This is a genomic window from Phycisphaeraceae bacterium, assembly GCA_019636675.1.
Classification (GTDB): domain Bacteria; phylum Planctomycetota; class Phycisphaerae; order Phycisphaerales; family UBA1924; genus JAHBXC01.
This window is the reverse complement of sequence record JAHBXC010000004.1, coordinates 110,549-126,082: the sequence shown is the minus strand read 5'-3', so window position 1 is coordinate 126,082 and position 15,534 is coordinate 110,549. Positions and strand designations below refer to the sequence as shown.

Genomic DNA, 15,534 nt, shown 5'->3' with positions numbered 1-15,534 from the left:
GTCCGCTCCCGGGGTGTTTCTCTTCCGCCGACCAGGCATCGCGTCGTTCGCTGCGCTCGCGTCGGGCGTGTGGCTCTCGCAGCGAGTCGAGCCGTCCAGTGCGCCGGCGTTGTGGGCGGTCGCGGCGATGTGCGCGGCGTGCGCGATCACTACGGCGCTGCCGGCGCGACGCTGGGGTTGGGCGGCGCTGGTCGTGGGCGGCGTGGCGCTGGGGTATCTCGCCGGCGCGGCGCGGACGCACTCGTACCCCTCCGACAGCGTGGCGCTGGCGATGGGGGAGGGGCGCACGCTGGTGCGCGTGGAGGGGATTCTGCTGGAGGACGCGCGGGTGGAGCCGCAGCAGCGCGGCGAGTTCGCGAGATTCGTGCGCGACGCGCCGGCGACACGCGTGCCCCTGCGCGTGACGGCGCTGGAGCGCGAAGGCGTGTTTGTGCGCGCGTCCGGCACGCTGTGGATGCGAATCGACGGCGTGACGCACGCGCTGCGCGCCGGGAGCGTGGTGCGCGTGACCGGGCACGCGCTGCCGGTCGAGCCGCCGCAGAACCCCGGGGAGCGCGACTTCAGGCCGCTCGCGCGACAGCGAAACCTGGCGGGTCGCCTGCTGGTCCCGACCCCGGGCCTCATCGGGCCGGCGAGCGAGACCGAGGGCGAGCATCGGGCGTGGCGAGCGTTCCTGCGCGCGCGGGCGGACCTTCGACGTGCCGCGTCGTCGTGGACGGACCGGCTCGACGTCGACGCCCGCTCGAGGGCGATGCTCGGGGCGGCCCTGCTCGGCGAACGCGAGGGCGCGTACCGCGATGTGCAGGACCGCTTCGCGAGGGTCGGGCTCGCGCACCTGCTGGCGATCAGCGGCCTGCACCTCGGGCTGTTCGCGTGGTTCACGCTCGGGCTCGTGCGTGCGCTGCGCGTCGCACGGCGCGTCGAACCCCTGCTCGTCGCGGCCGGCGTGATCGTCTACCTGCTCATCGTTCCGGCCAATGCGCCGATCGTGCGCGCCGCGATCATGACGCTCGCGTTCCTCGCGGCCGAGAGCACGGGGAGGCGATACGACCGGCTCAACCTCCTCGCGTGGACGGCGTGCGCCCTGGTGCTCGCGCGCCCGCTCGACCTGCTGTCCCCGGGCTTTCAGCTGAGTTTCCTCGCGGTCGCGGCGCTGATCGTGCTCGCCGGGCCGCTGCGCGACGCGATGCTTCGGCGCGTGGGGCTTTTCACCGAAGACCCCGACGAGCGAGGCGTGAGGCACCTTGTCGCGTCGGCGTGCGCCGCGGCGCTCGCGGCGGGCGTGACGGCGTGGGCGGTGACGACGCCGGTCGTCATGTTCCACGTCGGGGTGCTCTCGCCGCTGGGGGCGCCGCTCTCGGCGCTCGCGGTCCCGGTGTTCGCGGCGATCCTCGGGGTGGGCTACCTCGCGATGTTCCTCGGCGCGATCGCGCCCAGCGTCGCCGTCGCGCTCGCGCCGGCGCTTGGCGCGATGGCCGACCTGTTCCTGCGCGCGACGCGATGGTGCGAGTCGGTCCCGCTCTCGTCGATGACGACGCCGCCGGTCCCGGCGTGGTGGGCGGCGCTGGCGACGGTCTGCGCATGGCGCGTCGTGAGGGGCGGGACGCGCGACGCCGGCGCGACTGTCGCGGCGATTCTCCTCTGCGCGTTTGTCGGCGTCTCGGCGATGCGATCGCCCGCGCCCGAGCCGGGCGTCGCGCTGCGCATCGACACGCTCTCGGTGGGAGACGGGTCGTGCCACCTCGTGCGCGACGCGACCGGCGGGACGATGCTGTGGGATTGCGGCTCGACCTGGGTGGGCGTCGGGGAGCGCGACATCCCCGAGGCGCTGCGCGCCCTGGGCGTGTGGCGGCTCGACACGCTGGTCATCAGCCACCCCAATCTCGATCACTACTCGGGCGCGCTCGACACGGCGCGCCGCGTGCGCCCGCGCGAAGCGATCGTGGGTGAGTCGCTCGTCCACGAGGCGCGGCGAGACCCGTTCGGGCCCGTCGCGCATCTGCTCGCGCGCCTCCGCGAGATCGGCGTCCCGGTCCGCACCGTCGCGTCGGGCGACGAGATCCGGATCGGCGCGCTCCGGGCCGAGACCCTCTGGCCGCCCAGCGGGTTCGCGGCCCAGCGCCCCAACGACGATTCGATCGTACTGCGAGTGCGCGTGCCGATCAACGACGGAGCGTCGGGCGGGGAGCGCGTCGCGATGCTGTTCGGCGACCTCGAGCCGGCCGGGATGCGAGGGCTGCTGGAGCGTGAGCCCGGGCTGCGCGCCGATGTCATCGAGGCGCCGCACCACGGGAGTTTCCGGCCGGGGGCCGTCGAGTTTGTCCGGGGGCTTGTGCCCGGTGTGGTCGTGCAATCGACCGGCCCGTCGCGTCTTCACGACGAGCGATGGGACGACGCGAAGCGAGGGCGGGAGTGGTGGATCACGGCGCGCGACGGCGCGATCACGACGCGTCTTTTCGACGACGGCGCGATCTTCAGCGGGTCGTCACGCCCTCGTCGGTGACGACGAGCTCGCCGGGGATGGAGAAGTGGAGCGTCGGCCTGCGCATGCCCGTGTCGAAGAACACCTCGGCGAGCGCGCCCGGCGCGATGTACTGGAGCGAGCCGCGGAGTTCGTAGCCGATGACCCGCTCGTCGCCCTCGGCGCGCGCCGGGCCGGGGAGGTCCTCCCACCTCGCGGAAACGGGCAGGAAGAATGTCTGGGAGCCGCGCCGCCTGAGCGTCGCTTCGGCCATGCGCTCGCCGCGAAAGACGCGCTGCCCGTCGATGACGAGCGAGTAGAGGACTCGCTGGAGCGGGATCTCTTCGGTGTTTGTGTTCGTGCCTTCGAGGACGAAGACCATCGAGACGCCCTCGCTGGTCTGTTCGACGATGCGTGCGTCGGTGACGCGGATCGTGGGCGGTGCGCTGGAAGAACAGCCGAACAGCGACGCGAGCGCCATCGTCGCGATCGCGACGAGGCCCCGGTGGGTGGCCGGGGTGAGGCGGGGGAGGGCGCTGGCTGGGCGTTGGGGCTGGGTCACTGGGTCACGATACCTCGCGGATCAGGCGTACGCCTTGAGCACGAGGGTGACGTTGTGCCCGCCGAAGCCGAAGGTGTTGTTGAGCGCGACGCGGAGCTTGCGTTCGCGCGGCTTGTTGGCGCAGAAGTCGATGTCGAACCCGTCGCTGGGGTTCTCGAGGTTGATGGTGGGGGGGGCGACGCCGTGGCGGAGGGCGTTGATGCAGGCGAGCATCTCGACGGCGCCCGACGCGCCCAGGGTGTGCCCGTGCATCGACTTGGTGCTGGACATCAGGAGCTTCCCGCCCTTGCTGGCGAGGGCGTGGTCTCCGAAGACGGTCGTGACGGCGGCGACCTCGGCGGCGTCGCCCAGGGGCGTGCTGGTGCCGTGGGAGTTGATGTAGTCGACCTCGGAGGGGTTGAGACCCGCGTCCTGCATCGCCCAGGTCATGGAGCGCGACGCGCCGCGCCCCTTCTCGTCGGGGGCTGTGATGTGGTAAGCGTCGGTGGACATGCCGAAGCCGGCGAGCTCGGCGTAGATCGTGGCGCCGCGCTTCCTGGCGTGCTCTTCCTCTTCGAGGACGAAGACGCCCGCGCCCTCGGAGAGGACGAACCCGTCGCGTTCGCGATCGAACGGCCGCGAGGCGCGGGTGGGGTCGTCGTTGCGCTGCGAGAGGGCGCGCATGGTCATGAACGCCGCGAGGCAGATGGGGGTGACGGCGCCCTCGGCGCCTCCGGCGAGCATGACATCGGCCTCGCCGCGACGGATGACGCCGATCGCGTCGGCGATCGCGTTGCCCGACGAGGCGCAGGCGGTCGCGTGGGCGCTGGTTGGGCCCTGGAGGTTGAAGCGGATCGAGACATCGCCCGCGACGGCGTTGATCATGAGGCGCGTGACGGTGAAGGGGCTGAGCCGGTCGGGGCCCTTGTCGAGGAGCGTCTCGACGCCTGCCTCGATGGTCGAGATGCCTCCGACGCCAGAGCCGATGACGGCGCCGCAGCGCGTCGGGTCTTCCTTCGAGAAGTCGATCCCGCTGTGGGAAACCGCTTCGATCGCGGCGGTGACGCCGAGCTGGGCGAAGCGGTCGAGGCGGCGCGCCTCGCGCTTGTCGATGCGCATCGCGGGATCAAAGTCGTGGATCTGCCCGCCGATCTTGACGGACCACTGGTCGCTCCAGCGATCGAACTCTTCGCCCTTGATGAGCGAGATGCCCGAGCGACCCGAGAGCATCGCGTCCCAGGTGGTGGGGGCGTCGAGGCCGAGATTGGTGACGGCGCCCATGCCCGTCACGACGACGCGGCGCGGGTGCGCACTGGATCGGGAGTGCTGGGACATGGTCTCGATCGCCCCTGCGATGGGCGGTGGTGCAGGTCGTGGGTGAGTCGCTGAGAGGAAATCGTGACGGGACGCGCGCGACCCGTCGCGACTTCCTCTCGACGCGTGCTCAGGCCTTCTGCGCCAGCGCGGTCTTGATGAAAGAGATCGCCTGGCCGACGGTGCCGATCTTCTCGGCCTCCTCGTCGGGGATCGAGGTGTCGAACGCGTCCTCGAACTCCATGACCAGCTCGACGGTGTCGAGCGAGTCGGCGTTCAGGTCGTTCACAAAGCTCGTATCGCGAGTGATCTCGCTCTTCTCGACGCCCATCTGCTCGGCGACGATGTCGATCACCTTGGCTTCAATATCCGCTTCAGTCACGGCAAGTCCTCCAGCGTGGGCATGCATCCCGAACCGGCGCCGACCCGTCGGCCCTTTCCGGTTGGGCAGTCCCCAGTATAGTTTTCATTCAACCACTCGCCAACACCCCTCGCGAACAACCCGTCGACGACCCAGACCGGTGAGTCCGGGCTCACGAACCGGGGGGCGCCGGGGGCTCAGCACATCGTCAGCCCGCCGTCGACGCAGAGCACCTGACCCGTCAGATACCCCGCGTCGTCGCTGGTCATGTACGCGACGGCGGCGGCGATGTCCTCGGGGACCCCGAGCCGGCGGACCGCCATCGCCTCCATCACCTTGCCCTTCACGGCGTCGGGCAGCACATCGGTCATCGCGGTCTGGATGAACCCGGGGGCGACGACGTTCGCCGTCACGCCCTTGGCGCCCAGCTCGCGCGCGAGCGACTTGGTCAGCCCGATCAGCCCCGCCTTGGCGGCGGCGTAGTTCGCCTGCCCGGCGTTGCCGACCACGCCCGAGGTGCTGCCGATGCTGACGATGCGCCCGAACTTCCCGCGCATCATCGCCCTGGCCGCCGCCCTCGACGCGACGAACGCGCTCAGCAGGTTGACGCGCAGCACATCCATGAAGTCCTCGTCGCTCATACGCAGGGCGAGCCCGTCGCGCGTGATGCCGGCGTTGTTCACGAGGATGTCGAGCCGTCCCTCGCGCTCGATCACGCCCTCGACGCCCTCCTGCAGGGCCTTCGGGTCGCCGACGTCGACCGCCAGCACGCCCGCGCTGCCGGCGCCGCAGTGCTCCTCGATCTTCGACGCGACATCCTTGAGCGGGCCCTCGCTGCGCGCCGCGAGGATGACGCGTCGCCCGTCCATGGCGAGCCGGAACGCGATGGCTTCGCCGATGCCGCGGCTCGCGCCGGTGACAAGCGCGACTCGACGCTCGGTTCCGGTGGTGGGCTGTGCTGCTGCGCTCACGAGAGATCTCCGCTTGGTTGCTTGGCGTTGAACTGGACGGTGGTTTCAGAGCCCGGCGCTGTCGAGATCCGACGCGCGAGCGGCGCGTCTGTCCTCGGCCTCGGCGCCGCCAAAGACCCAGGTCTCGCCGCTGCGCACGCCCTTCCAGGCGAGCAGGTACGCGCCGCGCGGGTCCTGCACGGCCAGCGTGAGCGTCGCGCCCGAGTCCTCGACGGTCAGGCCGACGATCCGCACGACCTCGATGGCTCGCGTTTCGCGCTCCCACGCGCCGGTCTGGCGCTGCTGGGCGAGCACGGCGCGACTCGGCGCGTCGAGCATCGCCTCGAACGCCGACGCGTCGCCCCTCGCCAGCGCCGAGGCCAGATCGGCCGCGGCCCGCGCGATCGACTCGTCGAGCGGGGCGTGCGCCTCGGGGAACTGCACGCGCGGGTCGGTCACGAACGACTGCGCGTCCACCTTCTGCGGCGCCCTGGGGGGCGGCGGGGGAGGGGGCGGCGGCGGCTCTTCCTTCTTGCACGCGACAAGCGTCACACCGCTCAGGAGCAGCGACGCCGTCAGCAGACGCGGGATGGATTTATTCGCCCGGTTCATCATGGGTCGTCACCTTCACGGCGCGGTCGATGCGCCTCATCAGTCCTGAGAGCACTTTACCGGGGGCGAGCTCGTGGTGTTCGCCTCGCAGGTTCGCGATCATCCACGCGCACGACTGGGACCACTTCACGGGCGCCATCAGCTGCTCGACGAGTCGCGCGCGGATCGCCCCGGGGACATCGCGCCCCTGGTCGGGGCCCGTCCCGTGGGGGACGCCGGTCACGTTCGAGACGACCACTTTCGACGGGGTCCGGACCTCGACCTCCTCGAGGGCGGCGGCCAGACGGTCGGCGGCCGGGCGCATCAGGGGCGAGTGGAACGCGCCGGCGACCGTGAGCGCCGTCGCGCGCAGCCCCATCGCCGACCCGACCTCGACCGCCTTCGCGCACGCGCCGACGCTGCCCGAGAGGACGATCTGCCCGGGCGCGTTGTAGTTCGCAGGGACGAGCACCTCGCCGGCGCCCATCGCCGACAGCGTGTCGTCACAGACCCGCTGGGCCTGTTCGTCGTCGGCGCCGATCAGCGCGACCATCGACCCCTTGCTCGCTTCGGCGGCGTCCTGCATCGCGCGCCCTCGAAGGGCGACGAGCGTGAGCGCATCGGTGAAGCTCAGCGCGCCGGCGAGGTGGAGCGCCGTGTACTCGCCGAGTGAGAGCCCGGCGGTCGCGACCACGCGCGAGGGATCGACGCCGCGAGCAACCATCGCGTGCCAGCACGCGACCGACGACACGAAGATCGCCGGCTGGGCGATGTCGGTGCGGTTGACGGTCTCCTCGGGGCCGGCGAAACAGATCTCGCTCAGCAGGCGCCCCTGCATCGATTTCTCGAAGCGGGGCTGCGCGAGGTGCTGGTCGGCGGCGGCGAAGGTCCGCGCGGCTTCCGGGGAAGCGTCGAACCAGGCCTTGCCCATCCCGACGCGCTGCGCGCCCTGGCCGGGACAGAGCAGGATCATGCTGGAAGCTGGGTCGGTGGTCATGTGGGGGCGACTATAGGGGGAAGGCGGTGGGAGATGGGAAGAGGGAACAGGGAGTGGGGAGCAGGGGAGAGAAGAAGAGAGTCCAGTCAGAGGAAAGTCGCTGCCGTCTTCCTGCTCCCTGCTGCCGGCTCCCTATTCCCTTCTTCCCGTCACACCCTCCACAGACTCGCGGCCCAGGTCAGGCCCCCTCCGAAGGCGACGAACATGACGAGCTGGCCTTCGGTGATCCGTCCGGACTGGCGGAGCTGATCGAAGCAGAGCCCGACGGAGCCGGCGCTGCTGTTGCCGAACTTGTCGATGTTCACATAGAGCTTCTCTTCGGGCAGGCCGAAGCGTTCGCGCGCCGATTCGAGGATGCGCGCGTTGCTCTGGTGGCAGACGAAGTGGTCGACATCGTCGGCGGTGAGCCCCGCCTTGTCGAGGCACTGCTGGATGACCTCGCTGAAGGTGCGGACCGCGAACTTGAAGACCTCGCGCCCGTTCATCTGCAGGCGGTTGATCTTGTCGGGCGAGGCGTCGTGGCCCTCGGGGAAGTTGCGCTCCGAGCGGGGCAGGTAGAGCTCTCGCCACCCGCTGCCGTCGGCGTGCATGCACTGGGCGATCATCCCGCGCGTGGTGTCGTCGGTGGCGCGCAGCACCACGGCGCCCGCGGCGTCGCCAAAGAGGATCGACACGCGCCGGTCGCTGTAGTCCATCACGCTGGTCATCACGTCGCACCCGACCACGCCCACGGTGCGGTGCGAGCCGGCGCGGATCATGTCGTGCGCGATGGTGATGGAGTACACGAACCCCGAGCAGGCGGCGGTCACGTCGAAGGCCGCGGCGTGCCCGGCGCCGATCGCGGCAGAGACCTCGCACGCGGCGCTGGGGCAGAGCATGTCGGGGGTGACTGTCGCGATGACGATGCAGTCGAGTTCTTTGGGGTCCATGCGCGCGTCGCGGAGCGCGCGGGAGAGCGCCTGCGTGCAGAAATGCTTGTTGTCCTCGCCCTTGGCCGGGTCGGCGATGCGGCGCTCGCGGATGCCGGTGCGCTGGAAGATCCACTCGTCGGTGGTGTCCATCATGCGCTCGAAGTCGGCGTTGCTCAGGACCTTGTCGGGCACGAACGACCCGCTGCCGCAGATCCGGACTCCGACATTCGCGACCGGCTGGAGGCCGACGCGTGCGCTGGATCGGGTGTGCCCGTCGTTGGTGTTGCTCATGCCGGCTCTCGCGTGGTCGAAGCGACCGAAGGGTTCTGGTCCTCGTCCTTCGCGAGCGCGCTCCAGGCTGCGTTGCACTCGTCGAGACGACGGACGATCTCGTCGTTGAGGTGCGTCAGCACCTGCTCGCGCGTGTTGCGGATCGCCGCGGCGATGGTCTTGGGCTGGCTGGAGCCGTGGCAGATCACGCAGACGCCGTTGACGCCCAGGAGGGGGGCGCCGCCGAACTCATGATAATCCATCCGCTTGGCGAGGATCTTGGCCACCGGCTCGATCGCGACCGCCAGATTGGGGTCGTGCTCGAAGATGGTCTGGAAGATCGAGCGCACCACGCTCATCGCGACGCCCTCGGTGAGTTTCAGCGTGGTGTTGCCCACGAACCCGTCGGCGACGATGACATCCGCGGCGCCCTCGAGCAGGTCGCGACCCTCGACATAGCCGATGTAGTTCAGCCCGGGCGCAACCCGAAGCAGGCCGCGGACTTCCTTGATCATGTCCGTGCCCTTGGCCTCTTCCGAGCCGATGTTCAGCTGCGCGACGCGCGGGTTCTCGATCCCGTGGACGAGTTTCGCCAGGGCGGCGGCCATCACGCCGTACTGCGCCAGGTGCAGCGGGCGCGGCTCGGGGTTGGCCCCGCCGTCGGTCAGCACGACCGGGCCGTGGAACGAGGGCAGCGTGACGGCGATGCCGGGGCGGTGCACGCCCTGGAGCCGGCGCATGTGCATGGTGGCGGCGGAGACGCACGCGCCGGTGTTGCCGGCGGAGATGATCGCGTCGGCCGGCGTGAGCCCGAGCTTGGCCGCCTTGGCGGGCGAGCCCAGCATCGACATGAGCACGATGGAGGACTGGGGCTTGGACTTGACCGCCGTCACCGGCGATTCGTCCATCCCGATGACCTCGGGCGCGTGGACGATCTCGAGACGATCATCGCGGACGCGATGCTCACGCATCGTGTCTTCGATGATGTCGCGCGGGCCGACGAGGATGATCCGGTCGTCGGGGGTCAGGTGTTCGAGCGACGCGAAGGCGCCCTTGAGGATCGCGTCGGGCGCATGGTCGCCGCCCATCACATCGATGGCGATCCGCATCTGACCCTCCAGATCGTGTTGTTACTCGGAGTCGACGCCGATGCCCAGCTTGCGCACGGTGATCTTCAGGCCCGGGCGGACATAGCCCGACTCCTTGCAGACACGGTGGTGCAGCTTGGGCATGCCCGAGAGGGGGCACAGCGTGCTGCTCGCAGGGTCGATCGCGTGGTGCGAGCGACGACGGTCACGACGGCCGGGGGAGACGCGATGGGTAGGTTGCATGGCGGGAAACCTCGCCCCAGACCGGGGCAGTCGAGCGCCGAAGGAAGGCCGGCGTGTCCGTCTGAAATCACTCAATCCCGGCCACCAGACCGGGACGCGGACAATAGGACCCCCCCGATCGCCCCGTCAACGCCCCGGGGGCGGCGCGAGTCCGAGGATCGCCCCCGAAAGCGCCCGCGCGGGCCCCTCGACGCGGCCCCGAGGCCGGGTATACTGGACCCTTCGCAGGCGCTGCCGAACAGGCCGCCGCGATGCCTCCCTAGCTCAATCGGTAGAGCAGCTGACTCTTAATCAGCGGGTTAAAGGTTCGAGTCCTTTGGGGGGCATTTCCATGCGCCGCGCCAGCCGAAAATCCCTTAAAGAGGGGTTCTTGGCGACGGGGCACGCTCCCGGGCCGATCTTTCATCCTGCATCCATGCCCTCCCCGGCCCTCCATCCCGTCGACGATCGGCGACGCCGGCGCGCGCTCGGCGCGTTCTACACGCCGCGTGCGCTGGTCGATCTCGTCCTCGACGCGACGCTCCAGCCCGTCATCGCTGACGCACTCGCGCGTGCGCACCGCGAGGGGCGCTCCCCGGGAGACGCGATCCTCGCGCTGCGCGTGCTCGACCCGTCCTGCGGCGACGGGGCGTTTCTCGTCCCTGCTGCCGAGCGCCTGATCGCCGCCGCGCACCGGGCCGGGGTGAGGGGGTGCGGGCGCGAGATCGTCGAGCGGTGCGTCGTCGGGACCGATATCGAGGCGAACGCCGCGGCGACGTGCGCCGCGGCGCTGCGCAGCGTGGCCGGCGGTTGCGCCGCGGTGCGTATCGGCGTCGCCGACGCGCTGGCGCGCGGGCCGGACTTGTTCGATGAATCCTTCGATGTCGTGGTGGGGAACCCGCCCTACCTGAACCAGCTCGAGACCGCGACCGTCGCGACGCGCGAGGTCGCGGCGAGGGTGCGCGAATGGTCGGGCGGGCGCGTGAAGGGCTACGCCGACGCCGCCGCGGCGTTCTGGATGCTCTCGGTCATGCGTTCGCGCGAGGGCGGTCGCGTGGGTCTGGTTCTGCCGTCGTCGGTCCTCTCGACGCGCGACGCGTCCGAGGTGCGAGGGTTCGTGGCCCGGCGCGCGTCGCTCGAGTCGCTGTGGTTCTCGCGCGAGCGTGTGTTCGACGCGTGCGTCGAGGTGTGCGCGCCGGTCGTGCGCGTCGGCGGCGATCGCGTTGCGTCGGTCCGGCGCAGCGCCGGGCTCGCGCGCGAGCCGCTTCGAACGACGCGCGTCGACATGGACGGGCTCGCGGACGAGCCATCGTGGTCGCGCCTGCTCCCGGCGAGCGACGCGATCCCGTGGTTCGAGATTCCCGGCGGCGCCACGCTGGGTGAGATCGCGACGGCGACGGCGGACTTCCGCGATCAATACTACGGGCTGGAAGGGCGCGTCCTCGAGGACGCCGTCGCGCGCCGGCTGGTCGGCGACGAGCGCGAGCTGGAGCGACGCTTCCCGCGACTGATCACCTCGGGGCTCATCGAGCCGGGCGAGTGCCTGTGGGGCGTGCGCCAGACGCGAGTGCACAAGCGAAGGTGGCGGGCGCCGCGGGTGGACCGTGAGCGCGTGGAGCGAGAGACGACGCTGGGGTCGTGGATGCGGGCGCGTCTCGTGCCGAAGGTGCTGCTGGCGACGCAGACGCGCGTGCTGGAATGCGTGACGGACGAGCGCGGGGAGTGGCTCCCGTGCGTGCCGGTGATCACGCTGACGCCCCGCCAGGAGTTCACCGGCGAGCCGGACGCGCTGCGGCGGATCGCCGAGGCCTTGTCGTCGCCCGTGGCGACCGCGTTCGCGCTGCGCGAGTTCGGGGGCGCGGCCCTCTCTGCCGACGCGATCAAGCTCTCGGCGCGTCAGGCCATGTCGCTGCCGCTGGGGGCCGCGCCGGTCGACGGGGCGCTGGCGTCGTGGCACGCGCTGCGCAGGCGCGCGACGGGCGGGGCGGCGCTGCTACAGTGACCGCATGGCCAAAGGGCAGCACCTCACGAAATACCAGAAGGGCATCGTCAACCGCTATTACGAGCACAAGGACACCATTATGGCGACGAAGCTCGCCGAGACGGTGTCGGAGCTCTACCTGTGCGACGACCCGAAGAAGGCGATGAAGATGTGGAAATCGGTCGAGGTCGCGCTGGCGAACCTTGGCGTGCCGGCGGCGACGATCGCGTCCGTGCTCGAGAAGAAGGACGTGAAGGCGCTGGCGACCCTCGTCGAGAAGGCCACGAAGGGCAAGTGAGCCGGGCGGTCACTTCCCGCCGGAATAGATCGGCAGGAAGGGCAGGACGATCGACACCGCGATGAGCAGGACGATGATGACCTCGAGCAGCTCCATGCGCTTGGCGCTCTGATAGGTCGCGATTTTCTCGAACACGCTCTCGGTGGTCGCGAGCTTGCGCAGGACCGCCGCGTCCCAGTCGGGCAGGTGCATCGTCTCGGAGGCGAGGCGGTACACGCGCGCCAGGTGCTGGTCGCCGATGAGCTTGAGCGCGTTGTTCACGCCCTCGAACATGATGGAGCTGTCGGTCTGCACCTCGGCGAGCGCCTGCAGGTCGCGTGCGCTGGGGCCCAGGGGCCAGTGGCGCCGCTTGCTCTCGCGCTCGAGCAAGGCCGCGGAGCGCTCGAGCAGGGAATCGAGGTACTCGTCGAGCACGCGCATCTCGAGCAGCTCGACATTGGCGTGCTCGAGGAGCACGAGGAGGTCCTCGGGCTGCGCGTCGAGCAGGACCGCGGCGTTCCAGCCGATGACCGCGGCGTCGGTGGGGGCGAAGCAGAGCCGGTTCGCGACCGCTTCGCGCACGAGCGAACCGCTGAGGTCGCCGGATTCGGCGTGCAGCGCCCCGGCGACGCCGGCGGCGTGTCGGTCGACGACAGACTCGGCGGTCTCCCCCGGGGGCGCGTCCCATTCGCGCAGCGCGAAGACCACGTAGTCCTCGACCACGGCGCGCAGCCCCGGCTTGGAGACGCCGGCGCGGATGTCCGCGAGGAGCGACTCGGCGCGAGATCGCGAGTCCTGCAGGAGCGCCGGGCTCTCGTAGAGCTGTTCGGAGAGCGAGGGCAGGTCGTCGATGGGGCACTCCACCGGGATGCGATAGAGCACGGAGACGGCGCCGAAGTCGTAGAGCGTGCACTCGACGGCGGGCTCGGTCCGGAGCGAGCCGACGCCGATGGGGGCCGCCTCTCGCGTGACGCGAAGTGGGGTGGGCTCGTACTCGAACCACGACGGGGCGCGCCGACGGTGCCGGACCGCCTTACGCCTGGTCGCGTCGGCGAGCAGGGCGGTCGCGCGGTCGAGGTCGATGGTCAGCCCGAGGTCGTACGCGAACATGACGAAGGCGTCACCCCGGACCCGGGTGGGCGTCGAGGCCGGGTTTGGCTGGGTGGTCGTCATAGGGTCGGCGCGGTGCGATCGTGCGCGCCTCACGCGTTGGGGTGGGCGGACCGATATATTCTTCGTCTCGTTCGACCCGGAAACTCTCGCGAAACCGCCGCCGCCCGTGAAGACCCGACTCAACCTCCAGATCCTGGCGCAGCCGGACGACACGACCTGCGGGCCCACCTGCCTGCAGGCGGTGTATTCCTACTTCGACGACGAGCTGCCCCTCGACCAGGTCATCGGCGAGATCACGCGGCTCGAGGACGGGGGCACCCTCGCGGTCATGCTGGCCTGCCACGCGCTGCGCCGGGGCTATCGCGCGACGATCTATACCTACAACCTGACCGTCTTCGACCCGACCTGGTTCGACGGCGAAGAGGCGGAGTGTCTCGCCCGGCTGCCGGGCCGGCTCGAGGCGCAGGCGGTCGCCCGGGGCGAGCCCAAGCTGCGCATCGCGACCGAGGCGTACATCGAGTTCCTTGGTCTGGGCGGGCGCGTGCGCTTCCAGGACCTGACGCCGGGGCTGATCCGCAAGCACCTCAAGCGGCGCGTGCCGATCCTGACCGGACTCAGCTCGACCTACCTGTATCACTGCGCGCGCGAGCGCGACGAGAACGGGACGAGCGTGTACGACGATATCGGCGGCGCGCCGATGGGGCACTTCGTCGTGCTGTGCGGGCTGGACACCAAGTCGCGCGCCGTCGAGGTCGCCGATCCGCTCCAGGGCAACCCGGGCTACGGCGAGCACCGGTATTCGGTCCCGCTCGAGCGTCTGGTGGGCGCGATCATGCTCGGGGTGCTGACCTACGACGCGAACCTGCTGATCATCGAGCCGCAGGGAATGCCGGGAGAGCCGCGCCGGCGAGAGAAGAAGGCGTCGTCGCGTCGGCGCGCCGAGAAGAAGCGCAGGGGCAAGACGGCATGATCTCGCTCATCGTGCTCGACAACCCGAAGAAGTTCCCGCTGGAGCTCCCCGCCGGGGCGGTGTCCGGTGGCGGCGTCGAGGTCGTGTCGGCGCAGGACTACGTGACGCACAGCCGCTTCAGCGCGATGCGCCGCGCGAAGGTGTACAACCTCTGCCGCTCCTACAAGTACCAGACGCTCGGGTACTACGTTTCGCTGCTGGCGCAGGCGCGCGGGCACAGGCCGCTGCCCTCGATCAAGACGATCCAGGACCTGCGGATGCAGCCGATCATCCGCATCGCGTCGCAGGACGCCGACAAACTGCTGCAGGAGGCGTTCAAGGGCATCAAGTCCGACCACTTCGACCTGAGCATCTATTTCGGTCGCAACATGGCGAAGCGGTACGACCGGCTGGCGACCGCGCTGTTCAACCAGTTCCCTGCGCCCTTCCTGCGCGGGACCTTCCGTCGCCACGAGGCGGACCAGTGGGAGCTGGAGTCGCTGCGCGTCATCGCGCTGTCGGACATCCCCGAGAACCACCGTCCGTTCGCGGCCGAGCAGGCGCAGCGCTACTTCGCGAACCCGCGCCGGGCGCCCTCGCCCAAGCCGAGCAAGTACGACCTGGCGATCCTCGTCGAGCCGGACGAGAAGCTGCCCCCCAGCGACGCGAAGGCGATCGAGAAGTTCGTGGAGGCGGCCGAGGAGCAGGGCTTCAGCGTCGAGCTGATCGAGCGCGAGGACTTCGGGCGCGTCGCTGAGTTCGACGCGCTGTTCATCCGCGTCACGACGGGGGTGAACCACTACACCTACCGCTTCGCGCGCCGGGCGGCGGCGGAGGGGCTGGTGGTCATCGACGACCCCGACAGCATCGTGCGATGCACGAACAAGGTGTTCCTCGCCGAACTGGTCGACCGGCACCGCCTGCGCGCGCCCAAGACGGTCATCTTCGGCGAGCAGAACGCCTCGCTCGTCGCCGAGCGGATCGGCTTCCCGTGCGTGGTGAAAGAGCCCGACGGCTCGTTCAGCACGGGCGTGAAGAAGTTCGAGACGCGCGAGGCGTTCGAGAAGGCCATCGAGCAGCTCTTCGAGCAGTCCGAGCTGCTGCTGGCGCAGGAGTTCGTGCCGACGCCCTACGACTGGCGCGTGGGCGTGCTCGACGGCGAGCCGCTGTACGTGTGCAAGTACCACATGGCGCGCGCGCACTGGCAGATCATCAAGCACGACGACGGCGGCGGCGCGGCCCTCGAGGGCGCGGTCGAGACCTTCCCCGTCGCCGACGCGCCCGAAGCGGTGGTGCAGCTGGGCGTGAAGGCCGCCCGCGCCATCGGCGAGGGGCTCTACGGCGTGGACATCAAAGAGGTCCGCGGCCGCCCCATGGTGATCGAGATCAACGACAACCCCAACATCGACCACGGCTACGAGGACCGCGTGCTGGGGGACGACCTGTACCGGCGCGTCATCTCGCACTTCACCAAGCGACTCGAGGCGCGCCGGTCGCGCACGCACTGA

At 70.3% G+C, this 15,534-nt stretch carries 15 protein-coding genes and 1 tRNA gene; 6 read left to right on the top strand and 10 right to left on the bottom strand.

Translation table 11 applies throughout. The features are described from left to right. Positions 1-13 precede the first annotated feature (13 nt). Entirely contained in the window at positions 14-2,503 is a 2,490-nt protein-coding gene (locus tag KF684_12630; protein MBX3353770.1) for a ComEC/Rec2 family competence protein, read from the top strand. Here KF684_12630 and KF684_12625 read toward each other — a convergent pair. From KF684_12625 to rpmF, 9 genes are all read right to left on the bottom strand, one after another. Further along, on the bottom strand, positions 2,475-3,023 hold the full coding sequence (locus tag KF684_12625) for an LEA type 2 family protein (GenBank protein ID MBX3353769.1): 549 nt from the start codon (positions 3,021-3,023) through the stop codon (positions 2,475-2,477). The two genes, KF684_12630 and KF684_12625, sit on opposite strands and share 29 nt — an antisense overlap. Positions 3,024-3,044: 21 nt before the next feature. Then, positions 3,045-4,337 carry a beta-ketoacyl-ACP synthase II gene (fabF, locus tag KF684_12620; GenBank protein ID MBX3353768.1) on the bottom strand — a complete coding sequence of 431 codons (1,293 nt, stop codon included), beginning with the start codon at positions 4,335-4,337 and terminating at the stop codon, positions 3,045-3,047. A 109-nt stretch (positions 4,338-4,446) separates the two neighbouring features. After that, positions 4,447-4,725, bottom strand: a complete 279-nt coding sequence (gene acpP / locus KF684_12615; protein MBX3353767.1) for an acyl carrier protein — start codon at positions 4,723-4,725, stop codon at positions 4,447-4,449. 149 nt (positions 4,726-4,874) lie between these two features. Then, positions 4,875-5,648, bottom strand: coding sequence for a 3-oxoacyl-ACP reductase FabG (fabG, locus tag KF684_12610; GenBank protein MBX3353766.1), 774 nt, complete (start codon positions 5,646-5,648; stop codon positions 4,875-4,877). Between the two features lie 45 nt (positions 5,649-5,693). Beyond that, complete coding sequence (locus KF684_12605; GenBank protein ID MBX3353765.1) at positions 5,694-6,242, bottom strand: hypothetical protein; 549 nt, start codon at positions 6,240-6,242, stop codon at positions 5,694-5,696. Then, positions 6,223-7,215 carry an ACP S-malonyltransferase gene (locus KF684_12600; protein MBX3353764.1) on the bottom strand — a complete coding sequence of 331 codons (993 nt, stop codon included), beginning with the start codon at positions 7,213-7,215 and terminating at the stop codon, positions 6,223-6,225. Before KF684_12600 ends, KF684_12605 begins: the two co-directional genes overlap by 20 nt. Positions 7,216-7,364: 149 nt before the next feature. Further along, a complete protein-coding gene (locus tag KF684_12595; protein ID MBX3353763.1) occupies positions 7,365-8,417 on the bottom strand; it encodes a ketoacyl-ACP synthase III in 1,053 nt (350 codons plus the stop codon). Then, on the bottom strand, positions 8,414-9,505 hold the full coding sequence (gene plsX, locus KF684_12590) for a phosphate acyltransferase PlsX (GenBank protein MBX3353762.1): 1,092 nt from the start codon (positions 9,503-9,505) through the stop codon (positions 8,414-8,416). The genes KF684_12595 and plsX overlap by 4 nt, the downstream gene beginning before the upstream one ends. Positions 9,506-9,526: 21 nt before the next feature. After that, complete coding sequence (rpmF, locus tag KF684_12585; GenBank protein ID MBX3353761.1) at positions 9,527-9,727, bottom strand: 50S ribosomal protein L32; 201 nt, start codon at positions 9,725-9,727, stop codon at positions 9,527-9,529. Between the two features lie 253 nt (positions 9,728-9,980). Here rpmF and KF684_12580 point away from each other — a divergent pair. The 3 genes from KF684_12580 (at position 9,981) to KF684_12570 (ending at position 11,985) form a co-directional block, all read left to right on the top strand. Beyond that, positions 9,981-10,053, top strand: a tRNA-Lys gene (locus KF684_12580). A gap of 89 nt (positions 10,054-10,142) precedes the next feature. Next, positions 10,143-11,708 carry an N-6 DNA methylase gene (locus KF684_12575; GenBank protein MBX3353760.1) on the top strand — a complete coding sequence of 522 codons (1,566 nt, stop codon included), beginning with the start codon at positions 10,143-10,145 and terminating at the stop codon, positions 11,706-11,708. 4 nt (positions 11,709-11,712) lie between these two features. After that, positions 11,713-11,985: a hypothetical protein gene (locus tag KF684_12570; GenBank protein ID MBX3353759.1), complete on the top strand. Its 273-nt coding sequence runs from the start codon at positions 11,713-11,715 to the stop codon at positions 11,983-11,985. Positions 11,986-11,994: 9 nt separating this feature from the next. On the opposite strand, the gene KF684_12565 is transcribed toward KF684_12570, so the two are convergent. Next, on the bottom strand, positions 11,995-13,137 hold the full coding sequence (locus KF684_12565; protein MBX3353758.1) for a hypothetical protein: 1,143 nt from the start codon (positions 13,135-13,137) through the stop codon (positions 11,995-11,997). A gap of 106 nt (positions 13,138-13,243) precedes the next feature. On the opposite strand from KF684_12565, the gene KF684_12560 reads away from it, so the two are divergent. Continuing rightward, entirely contained in the window at positions 13,244-14,047 is an 804-nt protein-coding gene (locus KF684_12560) for a hypothetical protein (GenBank protein MBX3353757.1), read from the top strand. Beyond that, on the top strand, positions 14,044-15,534 hold the full coding sequence (locus KF684_12555; GenBank protein MBX3353756.1) for a RimK family protein: 1,491 nt from the start codon (positions 14,044-14,046) through the stop codon (positions 15,532-15,534). The genes KF684_12560 and KF684_12555 overlap by 4 nt, the downstream gene beginning before the upstream one ends.